The sequence below is a fragment of the Oerskovia flava genome, assembly GCF_026163685.1.
GTDB classification, from domain to species: Bacteria; Actinomycetota; Actinomycetes; order Actinomycetales; family Cellulomonadaceae; genus Oerskovia_A; species Oerskovia_A flava.
On the sequence record NZ_JAOXSR010000001.1, the window covers coordinates 871,025 to 889,775 of the forward strand.

Annotated in this window: 19 protein-coding genes; 10 read left to right on the top strand and 9 right to left on the bottom strand. The window is 74.3% G+C overall.

What is annotated here, in order from left to right; translation table 11 throughout:
* Window positions 1-26 precede the first annotated feature (26 nt).
* Window positions 27-1,124, bottom strand: a complete 1,098-nt coding sequence (gene moaA / locus OHL10_RS03825; RefSeq protein ID WP_425498934.1) for a GTP 3',8-cyclase MoaA — start codon at window positions 1,122-1,124, stop codon at window positions 27-29.
* 252 nt (window positions 1,125-1,376) lie between these two features.
* On the opposite strand from moaA, the gene OHL10_RS03830 reads away from it, so the two are divergent.
* From OHL10_RS03830 to OHL10_RS03840, 3 genes are all read left to right on the top strand, one after another.
* A complete protein-coding gene (locus tag OHL10_RS03830; protein WP_265520817.1) occupies window positions 1,377-2,570 on the top strand; it encodes an XdhC family protein in 1,194 nt (397 codons plus the stop codon).
* A complete protein-coding gene (locus OHL10_RS03835; RefSeq protein ID WP_265520818.1) occupies window positions 2,570-3,472 on the top strand; it encodes an FAD binding domain-containing protein in 903 nt (300 codons plus the stop codon). Before OHL10_RS03830 ends, OHL10_RS03835 begins: the two co-directional genes overlap by 1 nt.
* A gap of 68 nt (window positions 3,473-3,540) precedes the next feature.
* Window positions 3,541-6,351 (top strand): molybdopterin-dependent oxidoreductase, encoded by a 2,811-nt coding sequence (locus OHL10_RS03840; RefSeq protein ID WP_265521016.1) that lies wholly within the window; start codon window positions 3,541-3,543, stop codon window positions 6,349-6,351.
* 27 nt (window positions 6,352-6,378) lie between these two features.
* Here the strand turns inward: OHL10_RS03840 and OHL10_RS03845 are convergent, their stop codons facing one another.
* A complete protein-coding gene (locus OHL10_RS03845) occupies window positions 6,379-7,014 on the bottom strand; it encodes a nucleotidyltransferase family protein (RefSeq protein WP_265520819.1) in 636 nt (211 codons plus the stop codon).
* A gap of 7 nt (window positions 7,015-7,021) precedes the next feature.
* Window positions 7,022-7,501 carry a winged helix-turn-helix transcriptional regulator gene (locus OHL10_RS03850; protein ID WP_265520820.1) on the bottom strand — a complete coding sequence of 160 codons (480 nt, stop codon included), beginning with the start codon at window positions 7,499-7,501 and terminating at the stop codon, window positions 7,022-7,024.
* Window positions 7,502-7,641: 140 nt separating this feature from the next.
* Here OHL10_RS03850 and OHL10_RS03855 point away from each other — a divergent pair, with 140 nt between their 5' ends.
* Together OHL10_RS03855 and OHL10_RS03860 are read left to right on the top strand one after the other, a co-directional pair.
* On the top strand, window positions 7,642-8,532 hold the full coding sequence (locus OHL10_RS03855; RefSeq protein ID WP_265520821.1) for an SDR family oxidoreductase: 891 nt from the start codon (window positions 7,642-7,644) through the stop codon (window positions 8,530-8,532).
* A gap of 85 nt (window positions 8,533-8,617) precedes the next feature.
* A complete protein-coding gene (locus tag OHL10_RS03860) occupies window positions 8,618-9,604 on the top strand; it encodes a VOC family protein (protein WP_265520822.1) in 987 nt (328 codons plus the stop codon).
* Here OHL10_RS03860 and OHL10_RS03865 read toward each other — a convergent pair.
* Genes OHL10_RS03865 through OHL10_RS03875 form a run of 3 tightly spaced genes read right to left on the bottom strand, consistent with a single transcriptional unit; the run spans window position 9,546 to window position 11,430 of the window.
* On the bottom strand, window positions 9,546-10,136 hold the full coding sequence (locus OHL10_RS03865) for a DUF4203 domain-containing protein (RefSeq protein ID WP_265520823.1): 591 nt from the start codon (window positions 10,134-10,136) through the stop codon (window positions 9,546-9,548). The two genes, OHL10_RS03860 and OHL10_RS03865, sit on opposite strands and share 59 nt — an antisense overlap.
* Before the next feature lie 26 nt (window positions 10,137-10,162).
* Window positions 10,163-10,546 carry a universal stress protein gene (locus tag OHL10_RS03870; RefSeq protein WP_265520824.1) on the bottom strand — a complete coding sequence of 128 codons (384 nt, stop codon included), beginning with the start codon at window positions 10,544-10,546 and terminating at the stop codon, window positions 10,163-10,165.
* Window positions 10,546-11,430 carry an IclR family transcriptional regulator gene (locus OHL10_RS03875; RefSeq protein WP_265520825.1) on the bottom strand — a complete coding sequence of 295 codons (885 nt, stop codon included), beginning with the start codon at window positions 11,428-11,430 and terminating at the stop codon, window positions 10,546-10,548. Before OHL10_RS03875 ends, OHL10_RS03870 begins: the two co-directional genes overlap by 1 nt.
* A 68-nt stretch (window positions 11,431-11,498) precedes the next feature.
* Between OHL10_RS03875 and eda the strand changes: the two genes are divergently transcribed.
* The 5 genes from eda to OHL10_RS03900 all read left to right on the top strand — a co-directional run bounded on the left by eda (window position 11,499) and on the right by OHL10_RS03900 (window position 15,573).
* Window positions 11,499-12,158: a bifunctional 4-hydroxy-2-oxoglutarate aldolase/2-dehydro-3-deoxy-phosphogluconate aldolase gene (gene eda, locus OHL10_RS03880; RefSeq protein WP_265520826.1), complete on the top strand. Its 660-nt coding sequence runs from the start codon at window positions 11,499-11,501 to the stop codon at window positions 12,156-12,158.
* A gap of 3 nt (window positions 12,159-12,161) precedes the next feature.
* Window positions 12,162-13,286 (top strand): sugar kinase, encoded by a 1,125-nt coding sequence (locus OHL10_RS03885; protein WP_265520827.1) that lies wholly within the window; start codon window positions 12,162-12,164, stop codon window positions 13,284-13,286.
* Between the two features lie 110 nt (window positions 13,287-13,396).
* Window positions 13,397-13,765 carry a hypothetical protein gene (locus OHL10_RS03890; protein ID WP_265520828.1) on the top strand — a complete coding sequence of 123 codons (369 nt, stop codon included), beginning with the start codon at window positions 13,397-13,399 and terminating at the stop codon, window positions 13,763-13,765.
* A 12-nt stretch (window positions 13,766-13,777) separates the two neighbouring features.
* Window positions 13,778-14,563 carry an SDR family NAD(P)-dependent oxidoreductase gene (locus OHL10_RS03895; RefSeq protein WP_265520829.1) on the top strand — a complete coding sequence of 262 codons (786 nt, stop codon included), beginning with the start codon at window positions 13,778-13,780 and terminating at the stop codon, window positions 14,561-14,563.
* A gap of 35 nt (window positions 14,564-14,598) precedes the next feature.
* Window positions 14,599-15,573, top strand: coding sequence for a bile acid:sodium symporter family protein (locus OHL10_RS03900; RefSeq protein ID WP_265520830.1), 975 nt, complete (start codon window positions 14,599-14,601; stop codon window positions 15,571-15,573).
* Between the two features lie 93 nt (window positions 15,574-15,666).
* Here OHL10_RS03900 and OHL10_RS03905 read toward each other — a convergent pair whose 3' ends face one another.
* The 3 genes from OHL10_RS03905 to OHL10_RS03915 form a co-directional block, all read right to left on the bottom strand.
* Entirely contained in the window at window positions 15,667-16,131 is a 465-nt protein-coding gene (locus OHL10_RS03905; RefSeq protein WP_265520831.1) for a SufE family protein, read from the bottom strand.
* A 150-nt stretch (window positions 16,132-16,281) separates the two neighbouring features.
* The gene (locus OHL10_RS03910; protein WP_265520832.1) at window positions 16,282-17,193 is read right to left on the bottom strand and encodes a sulfurtransferase; all 912 of its coding nucleotides are present in this window, start codon (window positions 17,191-17,193) and stop codon (window positions 16,282-16,284) included.
* Window positions 17,194-17,347: 154 nt separating this feature from the next.
* Window positions 17,348-18,709 (bottom strand): aspartate aminotransferase family protein, encoded by a 1,362-nt coding sequence (locus tag OHL10_RS03915; RefSeq protein ID WP_265520833.1) that lies wholly within the window; start codon window positions 18,707-18,709, stop codon window positions 17,348-17,350.
* Window positions 18,710-18,751: the final 42 nt, after the last annotated feature.

The window sequence follows — 18,751 nt, forward strand, 5'->3', positions numbered from 1 at the left end:
GGCGCCCGCTGCGCGCAGCGACACACCTAACCGCCGATCGCGCCCATGCTCCGCTCGGTGCGGGCGAAGGACTGCGGGTCGGCGAGCTCGTCGCGGTCGCTGCCGTGCGCGAACGGCTTGGCCCACATGGCGCCCTGCCAGGCGGCCAGCACGGCCTCGTCGACAGCCTGCTCGTCGCCGCCGGAGCGCAGCAGCGCCCGCAGGTCGGTCTCGTCGTTCCCGAAGAGGCACGAGCGCACGGTGCCCTCGGCCGTCAGCCGGGTGCGATCGCAGTCGCCGCAGAACGAGCGGGTGACCGAGGCGATGATGCCGACCGTCTGGGGGCCGCCGTCGACCAGCCACTCCTCGGCCGGGGCCGAGGGGTCCTCGCGACCGACGGCGCGCAGGTCGAAGCGCTCGCCGAGCACCGACAGCAGCCGGTCGGCGGCGACCAGGTCCTCGCGGCGCCACCGCTCGTCGGCGTCGAGCGGCATCTGCTCGATGAACCGCAGGTGGCACCCGTGGTCGACCGCCCAGGCGAGCAGGTCGGACGCTCCCGCGAGGGTCTCGGGCATGAGCACGGCGTTGAGCTTGACCGGGGCCAGGCCCGCGGTGAGCGCCGCGCGGACCCCGGCGAGGACGTCGGGCAGCCGGTCGCGCCGCGTGAGCCGGGCGAAGTCCTCACGGTCCACCGAGTCGAGCGAGATGTTGACGCGGCTGAGCCCGGCCTCGACGAGCTCGTGGACGCGCTTGTCCAGCCCGATGGCGTTGGTGGTCATGGAGATCGGGATACCGGGAGCAGCGGCGCGGGAGCGGCGCACGATCTCCGCGAGGTCCGGGCGCATCAGCGGTTCGCCGCCGGTGAAGCGGACGTCGCGGATGCCGAGGGTGCCGACCGCCAGCCGCACGAGGCGCCCGATCTCGGTGGGGGTGAGCAGGTCCTCGCGGGGGATGGCGGGCAGGCCCTCGGCCGGCATGCAGTACGTGCAGCGCAGCGAGCACTTCTCGGTGATGGAGATGCGCAGGTCGCGCGCGACGCGCCCGAAGCGGTCGACGAGCGCGGCGGTGTCCGGGCGCCCGTCGGTCGACGGCGCCCCGCGTGTTCGGGAGCGCAGCGTCGGCATCCCGAGAGCTACGGCGGCCACACGGCGATCGTACACACGCGGACCGGTGACGGGGCGGAGTGTCCGTGCTAGGTTCTCGTCCACTTCGTGGAACATCGTTTCCGGGAAGCGAAAGAACGGCGCGGACTCAAGCCTCGAGGGGCACCCGCGCGGCCTCGCCGGCCGCGGGTGACCCGCGAGGGACTCACCGCAAGGGTTAACTGGGTTGACTGGAGACGTCGGGCGCACCGCGCCCGGCACCCGTGCGGAAGCGAGGCCTTGGTGCTTCATCTGATGGACGAGATCACCGGGTGGTTCGAGCCCGGTCGGCCGGCGTTCGCCGTCGCGACGATCGTCGGCGCGTCCGGCTCGGTGCCGCGCCCCGTCGGGACCGCGATGGCCGTGCGCGTGGACGGCCGCGTGGTCGGCAGCCTCTCGGGCGGCTGCGTCGAGGCCGCGGTGCACGCGGCCTGTCTGAGGGCGATCTCGGTCGGGCGCGCCTGCCGCGAGGCCTTCGGGTACAGCGACGCCGACGCGTTCGCCGTCGGGCTCACCTGCGGTGGCACGCTCGACGTGCACGTCCAGCCCCTCGACCCCACGCACCCCACCCCGCTCGTCACGGACCTCGCGCGCCACGCCCGCGACGGCGCGGGCGACGCACCGACGGCGCTCGTGCGCCGCATCGACACGACCGGCACGACCGGGGTCCTCCTGCGGGGCGCCGCGATCGGCTCGGCCGAGATCGCCGCAGCGCTGGGCGGGCTCGTCGAGCCCTCCGCGCTGGAGAGCGTGGCGCGCCAGGTCGACGCGGCGCTCCGCACGGGCGGGACGGCGGTCGTGCGCGCCGCGAGCCGCGACGCGCGGGACGGCTCCGAGCAGGACGCCCCGGTCACGCTCCTCGTGGAGACCCGGCGGCCCGCTCCGCGGCTCGTCGTCGCCGGGGCGAACGACTTTGCCGGCGCCCTCGTCAGGGCTGCCTCGCTCCTCGGCTACCGCATCACGCTGGTCGACGCCCGCGAGGTCTTCGCCGACGCCGGGCGCTACCGAGAGGCGGAGGTCGTGGTCGAGTGGCCCGACGCCTACCTGGCCCGCGAGCACGCCGCCGGCCGGGTGGACGAGCGCACCGCCGTCGTCGTCCTCACGCACGACCCGAAGTTCGACGTGCCGCTCCTGCGGCTCGCGCTGGGACTCCCGCTGGCCTACGTCGGGGCGATGGGTTCCCGGCGGGCCCACGCCCAGAGGGTCGAGGCGCTGCGGGCGGAGGGCGTCGCCGACGCCGACCTCGCGCGCCTGCGGTCGCCCGTCGGTCTCGACCTCGGGGCGGTCGGTCCCGAGGAGGTCGCGGTGTCCATCTGCGCCGAGCTCGTCGCGGCCCGGCACGGCCGCGCGACGGTCGCACCCCTCAGCGCGGGCGACGGCCCGCTGCACGACGACCAGCTGCACGGCCACCCGCAGGACGACCCGACCCCCGCCGAGCGGAGGCCCTGATGGACCTGGACACCGTCGCCGACCTCGTGGCGACCACCGACCCGTCGCAGTTCCGCGACGGGGACGCCTGGCTCGCCGGGGGCACCGTGCTCTTCTCCGACGGCAGCGACCGGATCCGGCGGCTGCTCGACATCACCGGCGCCGGCTGGCCGGCCCTCCAGGCGACCGCCGACGGTCTCGAGATCGCCGCCACCTGCACCGTCGCGGAGCTGTACGACTTCGAGGACTCGGCGGCCGCGCCACTGCGCGACACCTGGCCCGCCCTCGCCCTCGTGCGCCCGTGCTGCGACGCGTTCGTCGCCTCCACCAAGGTCTGGAACGCCTCGACCGTCGGCGGCAACATCTGCACGGCGCTGCCGGCCGGGCCGATGACGTCGCTCACCGCGGCGCTCGACGGCGTCGCCGAGATCTGGTCGCCCGGGGGCGCCGTGCGGACCCAGCCGGTCGCCGAGCTCGTCACCGGGGACGCGACGACCACGCTCGCGCCCGGCGAGCTGCTGCGCGCCGTGCGGCTGCCCGAGCGCGCGCTGCGCGCGCGGACTGCCCTGCGGCGGGTGTCCCTGACGACCCTCGGGCGGTCGGGTGCGCTGCTCGTGGGCAGGCTCGACCCCGACGGCGAGCTCGTGCTGACCGTCACCGCCGCCACCCGCCGCCCGGTCCAGCTCCGGTTCGGCGCCGCACCCCTCCCCGCGTGGCCGGACGCGGGCGCCCTGGCCGCGGCCCTCGACGCGGCGATCGACGACGGCCTCTACCACGACGACGTCCACGGCCTGCCCGCCTGGCGCCGTGACATGACGTACCGCCTCGCGGAGGAGATCCGCGCCGAGCTGGTGGACGGCGACCGGCCCCGCGGGGAGCACGGGCACGGGAACACGCCCGCCGGACAGGGAGGTCAGCGGTGAAGGACCCGCAGACGAACGCGCAGGTGACCGGGCAGACGAGCGAGCAGGCGAGCAGCCCGCCGTTCGAGATGGTGCTCGACGGCCGCGACGTGGCCTCCGCGCCGCGGCCCGGCCAGTGCCTGCGCACCTTCGTACGCGAGCAGGGTGCGCTGGGCGTCAAGAAGGGCTGCGACGGAGGTGACTGCGGTGCGTGCACCGTGCACGTCGACGGGGTCCCCGTGCACAGCTGCCTGTACCCGGCGCGGCGCGCCGCAGGCCGCGAGGTCACGACCATCAACGGGCTCGCCGCGACGTGCGGCACAGACCTGCACCCGGTCCAGCAGCAGTTCCTCGACGCGCAGGGCTTCCAGTGCGGGTTCTGCACGGCGGGCATGATCATGACGGCCGCGGCGCTCGACGACCCGCGCGAGGAGGACCTGCCACGCGCCCTCAAGGGCAACCTGTGCCGGTGCACCGGGTACCGCGCGATCGCCGACGCCGTCCTCGCCCGCGGCGACACCACGAGCGAGATGTCGCAGGACGACGGTCCGGGGGACCGGTCCGCCGGCGCCGTCGGGACGAGCGCGGCGGCCCCGGCCGGCCGGGGCGTGGTCACGGGCACGGCCCGCTTCACCCTCGACGTCGACCCGGCCGACTACCCCGGCCTGCTGCACCTGCGGCTCGTACGGTCCCCGCACGCGCACGCCCGGGTGCTCGACGTCGACGCCACCGCGGCGCTCGCGGTGCCCGGGGTGCAGGCGGTGCTCACGCACCTCGACGCGCCGGGCGTGCGGTTCTCCACCGCGCAGCACGAGCACGCCGCGGACGACCCGGACGACACCCGCGTCCTCGACGACGTCGTGCGGTTCGTCGGGCAGCGGGTCGCGGCGGTCGTCGCGGACACGGTGGCCGCCGCGGAGGCGGGCGTCCGGGCGGTGCGGGTGTCCTACGAGCCCCTGCCCGCCGTCGTCGACCCCGAGCAGGCCATGGTGCCGGGGGCGCCGCTGGTGCACCCCGACCTCGACCCGGCGGGTGCGCGGGTCGCGCGCCCCGAGGCGAACGTCGTCGCGGAGGTGCACACCACGATCGGTGACGTCGAGCGCGGGCTGGCGGAGGCCGACGTCGTGCACGAGGCCACGTACCGCACCCAGCGGGTGCAGCACGCGGCGCTCGAGACGCACGCCACGATCGCGTCGTTCGACGCCGACGGTCGGCTCGTCGTGCGCACCAGCACGCAGGTCCCGTTCCTCGTGCGCCGGACGCTGTGCCGGGTGTTCGGCCTCGACCCCGACCAGGTGCGCGTCGTGTGCGAGCGGGTCGGCGGCGGGTTCGGCGGCAAGCAGGAGGTCCTCACCGAGGACGTGACCGTGCTCGCCGCGCTCACGCTGGGACGCCCGGTGCAGCTCGAGCACACCCGCACCGAGCAGTTCGTCGCCACGACGACCCGCCACCCCTTCCGGATCCGGGTGCGCGCGGGAGCGCGCGCCGACGGGACCCTCACCGCGCTGCACCTCGACGTGCTGTCCGACACCGGTGCGTACGGCAACCATGCGCCCGGTGTGATGTTCCACGGGTGCGGCGAGTCCCTCGCGGTCTACCGGTGCGCGAACAAGCGGGTCGACGCGCACGCGGTCTACACGAACACGGTCCCTGCCGGGGCGTTCCGCGGGTACGGCCTGTCCCAGACGGTCTTCGCCGTCGAGTCCGCGATCGGCGAGCTCGCCGAGCAGCTCGGGATCGACCCGCTCGAGATGCGGCGGCGCAACGTGGTGCACGTCGGTGACCCGCTGCTGTCGACCAGCCCCGAGCCGGAGATGGACGTGCTCTACGGGTCCTACGGCCTGGACCAGTGCCTCGACCTCGCGGCGGACGCCCTGGCGCGGGGTCGTGCCCGTGACGTCGCCGAGCACGGGGCCGGTCCGGACGGGCTCCCCGACCTGGGCCCGGCGTGGGTGGTGGGGGAGGGCGCCGCGCTCGCGATGATCGACACGGTGCCGCCGCGCGGGCACCACGCGCACGCCCGTGTCCGGCTGCGACCGGACGGCACGATCGAGGCCGAGGTCGGCACGGCGGAGTTCGGGAACGGCACGACGACGGTCCACCAGCAGCTCGTCGCGCAGGCGCTCGGGCAGGACGTGGGGCAGGTCGTGGTGCGGCAGTCCGACACGGACCTCGTCGAGCACGACACGGGCGCGTTCGGGTCGACCGGGACGGTCGTCGCGGGCAAGGCCTCGCACGCCGCGGCCGAGGGTCTCGCCGAGACGCTCGTGAAGGTCGGCGCCGCGATGACGGGGGCGGCGCCCGCCGACTGCCGGCTCGTCCCCGGTGGCGTGGAGTGTGCGGGGCGCCTCGTCCCGCTCCACGACGTCGCACGCGCGGGCACCGACGCCGGTCTCGACCTGAGCGCCGACGGGCGCTGGGGCGGCACACCCCGGTCCATCGCGTTCAACGTCCACGGCTTCCGGGTCGCGGTGCACCGCGGCACGGGGGAGATCCGGATCCTGCAGAGCGTGCAGGCCGCCGACGCCGGGGTCGTCGTCAACCCGCGCCAGTGCCGGGGGCAGGTCGAGGGCGGGATCGCGCAGGCGCTGGGCGCCGCCCTGTACGAGCAGGTCGTCGTCGACGACGCCGGTCGCGTGACCACCCCGGTGTTCCGGCACTACCACGTGCCCACGTTCGCCGACGTGCCGCGCAGCGAGGTGTACTTCGCCAGGACGACGGACGCGCTCGGCCCGCTGGGGGCGAAGTCGATGAGCGAGAGCCCGTTCAACCCCGTGGCCCCGGCGCTCGCCAACGCGCTGAAGGCCGCCACCGGGATCCGCCTCACGGAGCTGCCGCTGGCCCGCGACCGTGTCTACCTGGCGATGAAGGCGGCCGGCCGGACGTTGCCGCTGCGCTGACCCGAGCGCACACCCGAGCGCTCGGCCTCAGCCGAGCAGGTCGAGGTCGGCCGCCGTGTCGACGTCCCGACCGTCACCGGGGTGCTCGACGACGTCGATCAGGTCCGCGTGCGCGTCCAGCACGTCGCGACCACCGCGGTCGCCCTGCGCGCCACGCGCCACGCGCTCGGCGAGCGCCGCGTCGAGGACGAGCGGGTGCGCCCGGCCGCGGTGCGCGTTCGGCCTCCGGCCGGCGTCCGCCCAGCGGGAGACGACGGCGCGCCCGGGCCGGTGCGCGGCGAGGACCCGGGCCACGACGTCCGGTCCGACGTCGGGCTGGTCGACCAGCGCCACGACGACCCGTGCGGCGCCGCGCGCCAGGGCCGTGCTGATCCCGAGCCGGAGCGACGAGGCCATCCCGGTGGTCCAGGCGGGGTTCTCGACGACGTGGGCCCCGGCGAGCGTGGCCTCCGCACGGACGCGGTCGGCCTCGGCGCCGAGGACCACCACGACCTCGTCGCAGCCGCCGTCGTGCAGCGCGGCGACCAGGCCGTCGACCAGGGTCTGCCCGTCCTGGCGCAGCAGCGCCTTGGGTCCGCGGCCCAGTCGGCTGCCGTCCCCGGCCGCGAGCACGACGCCGGTCGTCGCCGTGGGCGGCTCCGAGATCTCGGCGTGCGCGGGCACGGGGCGCTCAGGACGTCTTGTCTGTCTGTGTGTCGCTCCGTGTACCGGATGGCGTGCCGGAGGTGGCACCGGAGCGGGCGTCGTAGCGGACCTGGGCGGCAGCGACCTCGGTCACGGAGCCCTCGAGGACCTCGATGAGGGCGATCAGCCGGTCCGCGACGTCGGTGCCGAGCTCGGTGAGGCGGTACTCGACGTGCGGCGGCAGGGTGGCCCGGACCTCGCGGATGACGAGGCCGTCACGCTCGAGCGACTGCAACGTCTGCGCGAGCATCTTCTCGCTGACCCCGTCGATGCGGCGCCGCAGCGCGTTGAAGCGGATCGCGCCGTCGCGCAGCCCCGCCACGGTGAGCACGCCCCAACGCCCGGTCACGGTCTCGAGCGCCTTGCGTGACGTGCACCCGCGCTGGAACACGTCGGCGATGAACGCGTCGCTGGGACCGTCGTCCGTGGCGGGCTCGCCGGCTGCCGTGTCGGGGGGAGGGCTCACCCGACCATCGTACGGCGCGCACCGCCGATCTACGCTGTGAGATTCGCCGCACTAGCCAATAGTTGGCACGGTGGAAAAGTAAGTGCATGCTGGAGGGGTCGCGCAGCAGTGCGGCGCAACCGTCTCTCGAGGAGAACCCCATGATCGCTGTCACCGGAGCCACCGGCGCGCTCGGCCGCCACGTCGTCGAGACCCTGATCGCGCAGGGCCACCCCGCGGACCAGGTCGTCGCCGCGGTCCGCACCCCCGCACGTGCCCAGGACCTCGCCGACCGTGGCGTCGTCGTGCGCGAGGCGGACTACGACCGGCCCGAGACGCTCGCCCCGGCGCTCGAGGGTGTGAGCACGCTCCTGCTGGTGTCGGGCTCGGAGGTCGGTCGACGGGTCCCGCAGCACACCGCCGTCATCGACGCCGCGGTGGCCGCCGGTGTCCGCCACCTCGTCTACACGAGCGCGCCGCGCGCCACGACGTCGAGCCTGGTCCTGGCCCCGGAGCACAAGGCGACCGAGGAGGCCGTCGCGGCCTCGGGGCTCGCGTCCACGATCCTGCGCAACGGCTGGTACACAGAGAACTACCTCTCGACCGTGCTCCAGGCGCGCGAGAGCGGCATGATCATCGGCAGCGTGGGTGACGGGCTCGTCGCGAGCGCGAGCCGCGACGACTTCGCCGAGGCCGCCGCGGTCGTGCTGGCCGAGATCGAGACGTCGGCGCAGAGCGCCCACGCCGGGGCGGTCTACGAGCTGGCGGGCGACGAGGCCTGGGACCACCCGGCCCTCGCCCGGGCCGCGAGCGAGGTCCTCGGTCGCGACGTCGTCTACCGCGACCTCGACCCTGCGGAGCACCGCGCCGCGCTCCTGGGCGCGGGCCTCGACGAGGGCACGGCCGGCTTCCTCGTGGCGCTCGACGGGAACATCCGCGGGGGCGACCTCGCGGAGACCAGCGGTGACCTCGCCCGCCTGCTCGGCCGTCCGACGACGCCGCTCACCGAGGGCCTCGCTGCGGCGCTGGCGGTGGCCCCGGCGCACTCCTGAGCGGTGCGGGAATGCGCGGTGCCCGCTAATGGTTGAAGCATCAACAACCGTCCGTCCCGGTCCGACCGGGTGACCAAGGAGCGTCATGACCACCGCGCACGCCCGAGACCTGCTCGCCGCCGACACGTCGATGGACGCGGTGACCCTCCATGTCGACGACCTCGACCTCATGGCGCGCTACTACCGGGACGCGCTCTCGCTGCGGGAGCTGCCGGTCCCGGAGTCGCTCGGGCTCCCGGCCGGGGACCACGGGCAGACCGTGGTCCTCGGCCGGGGCTCGAGGCCGTTGGTCGTGCTGCGCCGCACGCGTGACCTCCCGCTGCCGGGCCGGGGCGAGGCGGGCCTGTTCCACACGGCGATCCTGTTCGACGATGAGCCGGCCCTGGCGACGGCCGTCGCCTCGGTCGCCCGGACCGCACCGAGCACCTTCATCGGGAGCGCCGACCACCTCGTGTCACAGGCGTTCTACTTCACGGACCCGGAGGGCAACGGGGTCGAGCTCTACACGGACCGGCCCCGCGACCAGTGGGCGTGGGACGGCGGGCACGTCCGGATGGCCACCGAGCGCCTCGACCCGAACGCCTTCCTCGGTGCCCACCTCACGGACCAGGCCCGGGAGGCCCTCGCGACCACGGGCGTGACCGACGGCCTGGCGCACGAGGGGGCCGTCGTCGGGCACGTGCACCTGCAGGTGGGCGACGTGCCGACCGCGCGCGCCTTCTACGTCGACGCGCTCGGCTTCGAGGAGACGGCGAGCGTCCCCGGGGCGTTGTTCGTCGCGGCGGGCGGGTACCACCACCACATGGCGATGAACACGTGGAACAGCCGCGGTGCGGGTCCGCGCGCCTCGACGCTCGGCCTCGGCACGGTGGCGATCACTGTCCCCGCGCCCGACGACGTCGCCGCCCTGCGCGACCGGCTCACCACGGCGGGCGTGCCGGTCCGCGACGACGGCCTCGTGCTGCGTTTCGACGACCCGTGGAACAACCGGCTGGAGGTCGCGGTCGCCCCGGTCAGTCGCGGCGGTTCTCCGGTATCCGCAGCCGGCGCGCGAACAGCCGCCGCTGGGTGAGCCACCCGAGCACGGCCAGGGTCACCCAGACCAGCACGGAGACGACCTGCTCCCACGCCGCCTCGGGGTGGCGCAGGAACCCGAAGAGGTCCTCGTCGACCCGGCCGAGGCCTGCCATGACGATCCCGGCGCCGCCGATGGTCGTCAGCCACAGCAGCGCCCTGGCGCGATAGCGGTCGGCGAGGAACCCGCTCGTCGCCGCGACCGCGACGACCAGCACGACGGCGAGCAGCCAGTTGCCCGAGTCGCCGGAGATCGTGCCGTAGATCTTCGCGCCGATCACGGCGCCCGTGAGGATGCCGACGAAGAACGCCGCGAACTTGAAGATGAACGTCACGACGAACCAGGCCACGACCGCGCTCAGCGCGCCGATGAGCAGCGCGGTGCCGGAGCTCGACTGGAAGAGGTCCGCGAGCAGCCAGCCCAGGCCGAAGCCCGAGGCCAGCACGGCGGCGTGCAGCGACCCGATGCCGGCGAAGCACAGGACGAGCCCGAGAAGGACGATGACCACACCTGCGACGATCGGGTCCATCGACAGCTCCAGTCGCTGAGGGAGACCTAGTGCTGGGCCTTGATCACCAGGACCGGGACGGACGCGTCCAGCAGGACGCGCTGGGTGGTGCTCCCGAGCAGGAACTTACCCACCGGGGTGCGCTTGCGCGAGCCGATGACGATGAGCTCGGCGCTCGTGCGCTCGGCCTCGTCGAGGATCGCCTCGGGCGGATCGGCGTCGGGGTCGCGGTAGGTGATCGCGGGCGGACCGACCTCGGACGGCAGCGTCTCGAGGAGGTGCGCGAGGTCGGCGGGGACGGCGGTCTCGTCGTCCTGCGGGGTGAGGACGAACACCGCGAGCGGTAGTCGTCGTCGTGTCGCCTCGCCCGCGGCGGCGCGCAGCGCTGCTTCCCCCTGCGGTGAGTCGTTGTAGGCCACCAGTACGGCCATCACCGATATCCTTCCGCGTCTGTCGGAGCCGGGCCTCCGCCCTCGAACTCTCTCACAGATGGACTGTCGCCGCCGCGACCCGGGAGGCGTGGCGGCGAGGCGGTGGGCCGAGCCGCGTCGCCGAGCTCGGCGGGCACCGCGAGCGTGGGTGGCAAGGTCGCCGGGACCTGCGTGGCGACGATCCGCCGCAGCTCGTCGTGCCGCTCCGGGCCCATCCGTTCGGCGGGCGCGGTGACGCTCAGCGCGGCGACCGCCTGCCCGCCGCGCAGCACGGGGACCGCCAGGCAGCTGATCCCCGGTTCGTTCTCCTCGGTCTCCGTCGCGAACCCTCGCTCGCGCGTGGCGGACAGCGCGGACCGCAGGGTGTCCCGGACGGCGTCGTCCGGCGCGTACCAGGCGAGCGCGGCCTCGTCGAGGTCGCGGTGGGCGAGCAGCGCGCGACCGAGCGCGGTGGTCGCCGCGGGGCGGCGGCGGCCGACGGCGGACCAGACCCGCACGGCGCGTGCGGGTTCGATCTTGTCGAGGTAGACGATCTCGGTGCCGGACAGCGCGCCGAGGTGGACCAGCTCGTCGGTGGCCGCGCACAGGGTCCGCAGCGCGGGCTCCAGGAGGGCGGGCAGGTTCTCCTCGCCCAGGTAGACGGTCGCGAGGGCCGTGGCCGCCTGCCCGAGCCGGTAGCTGCCGCTCACGGGGTCCTGCTCGGTGAACCCGCGAAAGCGCAGCGCGGCGAGCGTGCGGTGCAGGGACGCCTTGTTGAGGTCGAGCCGGCTCGCGAGGGTGCCGAGCGGCAGGCCCCCGGGCCCTGCCGCGGCGAGCTCCTCGAGCGCGCGCAGCGCCTTGTCGACGCTGCCGAGCGGGCTCGCGTCGCCACCGGCTTCCGTCATGAGAGCCCTTCCCGTAGAGTCGTTCCGCAGTACAGAACCGCCGTTCACCATAGCGAAACGAGACACTGATGTCACCCACCGCCAGCTCCGTGGTCGACCAGCTCGGCGCCGCGCGGGTCGTCCCCGTCGTCGTCGTCGATGGCGCAGCCGACGGCCTCCAGGTCGCCGGCGCCCTGGCCGACGGCGGCCTGCCCGTCGCCGAGGTCACCTTCCGCACCGCCGGGGCCCACCTCGCGATCGAGGCGATCGCCTCCGAACGCCCCGACGTCCTCGTCGGCGCCGGGACGATCGTCACCGCCCAGCAGGTCGACGAGGCCGTCCGCGTCGGCGCCCGGTTCCTCGTCTCGCCGGGTCTGTCCGCCGACGTCGTGCGCCGGGCCCAGCACCACGGCGTGCCGATCCTCCCGGGCGTCGCCACGCCGTCGGACATCATCGCCGCGCTCGACCTCGGGCTCGACCTCGTCAAGCTCTTCCCCGCCGGTGTCCTCGGCGGCCCGGCGACCGTCAAGGCCTTCTCCGCACCCTTCCCCGGCGTGCGGTTCGTGCCCACCGGGGGAGTGGGCGCCGCCAACCTGCTCGACTACCTCGCCCTGCCCGCCGTCCACGCCGCCGGCGGCTCCTGGATGGTCGAGCGCTCGCTCGTCGCCGCCGGCGACTGGGCCGAGATCACCCGCCGCACCCGCGAGGCCGTCGCCCTCGCCGCCTCCACGCCCACCGAAGGAGCCTGACCCGTGACCGAGAACGCCACCGGCGCGAGCGCGCCGCTCACCGTCCGACCCGCCGCCGACTGCGCGTACGACGTCGTCGCCCTCGGCGAGGTCATGCTCCGCCTCGACCCGGGCGAGCGCCGCATCAAGACCGCCCGCACCTTCAGCGCCTGGGAGGGCGGCGGCGAGTACAACGTCGCCCGGGGCCTGCGCCGCTGCTTCGGCCTGCGCGGCGCGGTCGTCACGGCGCTCGCGGACAACGAGGTCGGCCGGCTCGTCGAGGACCTCATGCTCACCGGCGGGCTCGACACGAGCCACGTGCGGTGGGTGCCCTACGACGGCATCGGCCGGGCCGTACGCAACGGCCTCAACTTCACCGAGCGCGGCTTCGGCGTGCGCGGCGCCGTCGGGGTCTCGGACCGCGGCAACACGGCGATCGCGCAGATGCGGCCCGACGACGTCGACTGGGACGAGCTGTTCGGGCGCGGCGTGCGGTGGTTCCACACGGGCGGGATCTTCGCGGCGCTCTCGGAGTCGTCCGCCGACGTGGCCGAGGCCGCCATGGCCGCCGCCCGCCGGCACGGGACGATCGTGTCGTACGACCTCAACTACCGCCCCTCGCTGTGGCAGGGGATCGGCGGGGTCGAGCGGGCGCAGGAGGTCAACCGCCGCCTCGCGCGGCACGTCGACGTGATGATCGGCAACGAGGAGGACTTCACGGCGAGCCTCGGCTTCGAGGTCGAGGGCGTCGACGAGTCGCTGACCGACCTCGACACGGGCGCGTTCCGGGCCATGATCTCGCGGGCCGCCGACGAGTACCCGAACTTCCAGGTCATCGCGACGACCCTGCGCGGGGTCACGAGCGCGTCCGTCAACGACTGGGGCGCGATCGCGTGGTCGCGCGTGCAGGGCTTCGCCGAGGCGACCCACCGCGCGGACCTCGAGATCCTCGACCGCGTCGGCGGCGGGGACTCGTTCGCCTCGGGTCTCGCCTACGGGCTGATGGAGCTCGGGTCGATCGCCGAGGCCGTCGAGTACGGGGCGGCGCACGGTGCGCTCGCGATGACGACGCCGGGCGACACGTCGACCGCGTCGCTCGCCGAGGTGCGCAAGCTCGCGTCGGGCGGGAGCGCGCGCGTCCAGCGCTGAGCCCTCGGGCAACACCGACATCTCGGGCGAGGTCGGCGGCGCGGGGTTAGGGTGACGGCAGGTGTCCGGGGTACGTGACCCGATCACCTGCCGACTGCCGGGAGGTGCGCGTGACGAGGCGAGACGGGACCGTCGAGCCCCGACTCCCGCGACGGCGCGTCGACGTGCCGGCGGACCTCTCCCGCGCCGTCGAGCACGCGCGGATCCTGCGCGGCGCCGGTGATCCCACGGGAGCCGCCCGCGTCCTCGACCGGGCGTTCGACGCCGAGGGCGTCCGCGCCCGCACCGTGTCCGAGCCGCTGCGGTTCCGGGCGCTCGTGCTGCGCGCCGACCTCGCCCTGCAGCTGCACGACGACGTCGCCGCCGCCCGGTTCCTGGACGGTGCCGAGGCGCTCCCGCTCCTCGCCGACGCTCTCACGGCTCTCGACGACGAGGTGCACCGTGCCGAGGAGCTGCGCGAGCAGCTCGCAGCAGACTGACGAGGAGTGCGAGTGCCGAACACCACCGGCCGGGTCCTGGACACCTTCTCCCTCACCGGGCGCACGGCCCTCCTCACGGGCGGCAGCCGCGGCCTCGGCCGGGCGGTGGCCCGTGCGCTCGGCGAGGCCGGCGCGCGCGTCGCCCTCACGGCGACCACCGCCGACGCCGCCGAGCGCGCCGCTGCCGACCTGCGCACGTCGGGCATCGACGCCCGGGGATACGCGCTCGACGTGACGGTCCGCGCGCAGGTGGACGACGTCGTCGGGCAGGCGGGTGCCGACCTCGGCACGGTCGACCTCCTCGTCAACAACGCGGGCATCTCTATCGGGGGCGCGGCGCTCGACATCGACGACGACGTGTGGCACCGCACGCTCGCCACCAACCTCGACGGGGTCTGGTACTGCTCGCGCGCGGTCGCGCGGGGACTGGTCGACGCCGGGGTGCCGGGGACGATCGTCAACATCGGCTCGATGTCGGCGCAGATCGTCAACCGGCCGCGGTGGCAGCCCGCCTACCTCGCGTCGAAGGCGGCCGTCCACCAGCTGACGAAGGGCCTCGCCGCCGAGTGGGCGCCCCACGACATCCGGGTCAACGCGGTCGCGCCCGGCTACTTCCTCACCGAGGCGTCGCCCGTGGACCAGCCCGAGTACCACGACGACTGCGTCGCCCCCGCGGCGATGCAGCGCTGGGGGACACCCGACGAGCTCGGGCCCGTGGTCGTGTTCCTCGCGAGCCGTGCGTCGAGCTTCATGACCGGCGCGGTCGTCACCGTCGACGGCGGGTACACGCTCTTCTGAGTGGCCGCCGCGCTCACGTGGCAGACTCGTGGCCCGTGCGCCAGGTGCTGAAGACATGGGTCGACCCGTTCGTGGTCCTGCTCGTCGCCGTCATGGTGCTGGGGCTGGTCGTCCCGGTCGGCGCGGACGTCCAGCGGGTCGTCGACGCCGTGGCGGACGTCGCGGTCGCGGTCCTGTTCCTCGTCTACGGGATGCGGCTGCCGACGACCGAGGTCGTGGCCGGTCTGCGCAACGTGCGGCTGCAGGGATCGATCCTCGCCTCGACGTACGTCGTGTTCCCCCTGGTCGGGCTGCTCGTCGCGTGGGCCGTCACACCGCTGATCGGCGAGCCGCTGGCCGCCGGCGTGCTCTTCCTCGCGCTCCTGCCCTCGACCGTCCAGTCGTCGGTCGCCTTCACGTCCGTCGCGCGCGGGAACATCGCGGGCGCGATCTGCGGGGCGACGGTGTCCAACGTCGTCGGAATGGTCGTCACGCCGCTGCTCGTGCTGTGGTTGTTCGCGGGGACCGGCGCGGCAGACGGTGCGGTCGGCGGGTTCGACGGGCTGCGCGGGGTGCTGGTGCACCTGCTGGTGCCGTTCGTCGTCGGGCAGCTCCTCCAGCCGTTCGTGGGCCGGTGGATCCGGGCGCGCCGGTGGCTGACGCTCGGCGTCGACCGCGGGACGATCCTCGTCGTCGTCTTCGGCGCCGTCGCCGCCGCGACGACGGCGGGCGTGTGGGCACGCACGTCCGGCTGGACCATCCTCGCCCTGGTCGGTGTGAGCGGGGTCCTGCTCGCCGTGATGCTGGCCGTCACGTGGTGGGGCGGCGCTGCACTGCGCCTCGACGTGCCGGACCGCATCGCGCTGCTCATGTGCGGCTCGAAGAAGAGCCTCGCCACCGGGCTCCCCATGGCCGCCGTGCTGTTCCCCGTCGCCGTCGCGGGCACCGTCGCCGTGCCGGTCATCATCTTCCACCAGCTGCAGCTCGTCGTCTGCGCCGTCCTGGCCCGCCGCCTGGCCCTCCGCGACTGAAGCTCTGACGCCGCTCCGCGACACCGCTCCCGCCGAACACGGGGTCGGTGCCGTCTCGGAGCCGAGAACGGCACCAGCCCCGTGCTCGGCGGTCTAGGCGCGAGCCGCGATCTGCTCGCGGACCTGGCGCTTCGCGCGGGTCAGCATGCCGCTCATGCCGTTCATCCGCAGCGGGCTGACGGCGCGCGTGAGGCCGATCATGAACGGGAAGTCGTCCGGGACGGCGAGCACCTGCGCCGACGTCAGGCCGCTGAGCCCCTGGGCGAGGATCGAGGCGAACCCGCGCGTCGTCGGGGCCTCCTCGGGGGCCGTGGCGTAGAAGTGCACGACGTCGTCGTCCCCGACCTCGGCGAACGCCCGGACCGGCGACTGGCACTCCTCGATGCGCTCGAGCATCCCCGGCGCATTCGCGTAGCGCTCCGGCAGGTCGGGCAGCTCGCGGGAGATCTCCAGCAGCAGCTGCAGCCGGTCGCGCTCGGGGACCGCCAGGAAGTCGTCGCGGAGCGCGGCGAGAGCCTCGGGCAGGGTCTCGTCCGCGGTGGTGGTGTGCTCGCTCATGGGTCGATCCTCGCACCACGCGGCGCGACGGCGCGCCCGCTTCCAGTCACCGGAACTCCCGCACGTACGGATGCCCGACGACGGTGGGCCGGGCTCCGGGAGCCGGCCCACCGCCGTCGGGCATCCGTGCTGCGAGAAGAGGTCTCAGGCTCAGGAGAGGTGCGCCGGGACCTCGCCGGGCTGGTCGCCCTTGACGATCGGGACGCGCACGGCGTTGCCCCACTCGGTCCAGGAGCCGTCGTAGTTGCGGACCTTGTCGAAGCCCAGCAGGTACGTCAGCGCGAACCACGTGTGGCTGGAGCGCTCGCCGATGCGGCAGTACGTGACGACGTCGTCGTCCGTGGACAGGCCGAGCCCGCCCTCCTGGTAGATCGCCTCGAGCTCGGCGCGCGACTTGTACGTGCCGTCCTCGGCGACCGCGGTCGCCCAGGGGACGTTGCGAGCCGTGGGGATGTGGCCGCCGCGCAGCACACCCTCCTCCGGGTAGTCGGGGATGTGCAGGCGCTCGCCCGTGAACTCCTGCGGGGAGCGGATGTCGACGAGCGGGCCCTTGCCCAGGTGCGCGAGCACGTCTTCCTTGAAGGCGCGGATCGTCACGTCGTCACGCTCGACGACGGGGTACTCGACCGGCTCGGGCGTCGGGACGTCCGTGGTGGTCTCGCGACCCTCGGCGATCCACTTGCCGCGCCCGCCGTCGAGCAGGCGCACGTCCTCGTGGCCGAACAGCGTGAAGACCCACGCCGAGTAGGCGGCCCACCAGTTGTTCTTGTCGCCGTACAGCACGACCGTCGTGTCCCGCGAGATGCCCTTGGCGCCCAGAAGCTCCGCGAAGCCCTTGCCGTCGAGGTAGTCGCGCAGGTCGGGGTCGTTGAGGTCGGTGTGCCAGTCGACCTTCACGGCGCCCGGGATGTGGCCGGTCTCGTAGAGCAGCACGTCCTCGTCGGACTCCACGACGACGACGTTCTCGTCGCCCAGGTGCTCCGCCAGCCAGTCCGTGCTCACGAGGCGGTCGGGGTGCGCGTAGGCGGCGATCTTCTCGGTGGTGTCGAGCGGTGCGGGCATGGACGTCCTCCGTGGTGCAGGTTGTCGGTCGGTGCGGCGGCGGGCACGATGGCCTGCGTCGCCGCTCGTCGTCAGGCTAGGTCGGGCGTCCGTATCGCGGAAGGGGCGTCGCGCATGCTGAGACAACGTGACGAGACGTGGAGGCATGCCGAGGCTACGTCGCGGCCTGGATCGCCTGGTCGAGCAGCGCGAGCCCGAGGTCGAGCTCGTCCTCGGTGATGGTGAGCGGCGGGGCGATGCGGAAGACCCCGCCCATGCCCCGCAGCTGCACGACGTTCATGTGCAGGCCGAGCTCGAGCGCGTGCCGGGTCACGAGCGCGCCGAGCGCGTCGGCGCCCTCCTTGGTCTCCCGGTCGACGACGAGCTCGATGCCCTGGAGCAGCCCACGGCCGCGGACGTCGCCGACGACCTCGTGCCGGGACTGCAGGTCGAGCAGGCCGGCGCGCAGGCGGTCGCCGAGCACCCGCACGCGCGCGTCCATGTGCTCGGCCTGCAGCACGTCGAGGACCGTGGTGCCCACCGCCGCGACCAGCGGGTCCGACACGTGCGTCGTGAAGAACAGGAAGCCGCGCTCGTGCGCACGCTCCTCGATCTCGCCGCTCGTGACCACCGCGGCGAGCGGCAGGCCTGCCCCGAGCGTCTTGGAGAGCGTGAGGATGTCAGGGACCACGGGCTCGTCGCCCGGCCGCCCCTCGAATGCGTACCAGGACCCGGTCCGGCACAGCGCCGTCTGCGCCTCGTCGAGGATGAGCAGCATCCCGCGCTCGTGGCACTTGTCCCGCAGCGCGGCGAGGTAGCCCGGCGGGAGCTCGAGGATCCCGCCCGAGCTGAGGATCGGCTCGACGAGGCAGGCCGCGAGGCTGCCCGTCGACTGCACGTCGACGAGGTCGAACGCGAGGTCGAGCTGACGGCGCCAGTCGTGCCCGCCGTCGGCGGTGAGATGGTCGGGGCGGTACGCGTTCGGCGCCGGGATGACGACGTTGCCCGGCGCCGTCGGGCCGTAGCCGCGCCGGCCCGCGCTGTTCGTCGCCGCTGCCGCCGCGTGCGTCATCCCGTGCCACGACCCGGCCAGCGAGACGATCTCGTGCCCGCCCGTGACGAGCTTGGCCATGCGGATCGCGGCCTCGTTCGACTCCGCGCCGGTCGTGAGGAGCAGCACCTTCTCGAGCGGGTCCGGCAGGGTGTCCGCCAACCGGCGCGCGAGGTCGACGACAGGTCGCGAGAGCATCCCGCTGAAGAGATGGTCGAGGGTGCCGACCTGCCGGCGGACCGTCTCCACGACGGCCGGGTGGCTGTGGCCGAGGATCGCGCTCATCTGGCCCGACGTGAAGTCGAGGACCCGGCGACCGGCCGCCGTCGTGACCCAGCTCCCCGACGCGCTCTCCACGATCTCGGGCGTGAACGGCCCGCCGTAGCGCACGACGTGACGCTCGACGTCGGCCCAGAAGCGCTCGGGGGAGCCTGCGGACTCAGGCGGTGCGGCGGTGGCGGCGGCGGTGGCGTCGGCGGGAGGCATGCGCCGAGCGTAGGGACGAGGCGCTGTGCGCGTACAGCACGA

Coding starts and splice junctions, on each gene's coding strand:
- OHL10_RS03915 (WP_265520833.1), bottom strand. CDS start 18,709: ATGCCTCCCGCCGACGCCACCGCCGCCGCCACCGCCGCACCGCCTGAG.
- OHL10_RS03830 (WP_265520817.1), top strand. CDS start 1,377: ATGGACGAGATCACCGGGTGGTTCGAGCCCGGTCGGCCGGCGTTCGCC.
- OHL10_RS03855 (WP_265520821.1), top strand. CDS start 7,642: ATGATCGCTGTCACCGGAGCCACCGGCGCGCTCGGCCGCCACGTCGTC.
- OHL10_RS03870 (WP_265520824.1), bottom strand. CDS start 10,546: ATGGCCGTACTGGTGGCCTACAACGACTCACCGCAGGGGGAAGCAGCG.
- OHL10_RS03910 (WP_265520832.1), bottom strand. CDS start 17,193: ATGCCCGCACCGCTCGACACCACCGAGAAGATCGCCGCCTACGCGCAC.
- OHL10_RS03865 (WP_265520823.1), bottom strand. CDS start 10,136: ATGGACCCGATCGTCGCAGGTGTGGTCATCGTCCTTCTCGGGCTCGTC.
- OHL10_RS03875 (WP_265520825.1), bottom strand. CDS start 11,430: ATGACGGAAGCCGGTGGCGACGCGAGCCCGCTCGGCAGCGTCGACAAG.
- OHL10_RS03840 (WP_265521016.1), top strand. CDS start 3,541: ATGGTGCTCGACGGCCGCGACGTGGCCTCCGCGCCGCGGCCCGGCCAG.
- eda (WP_265520826.1), top strand. CDS start 11,499: ATGTCACCCACCGCCAGCTCCGTGGTCGACCAGCTCGGCGCCGCGCGG.
- OHL10_RS03860 (WP_265520822.1), top strand. CDS start 8,618: ATGACCACCGCGCACGCCCGAGACCTGCTCGCCGCCGACACGTCGATG.
- OHL10_RS03905 (WP_265520831.1), bottom strand. CDS start 16,131: ATGAGCGAGCACACCACCACCGCGGACGAGACCCTGCCCGAGGCTCTC.
- OHL10_RS03835 (WP_265520818.1), top strand. CDS start 2,570: ATGGACCTGGACACCGTCGCCGACCTCGTGGCGACCACCGACCCGTCG.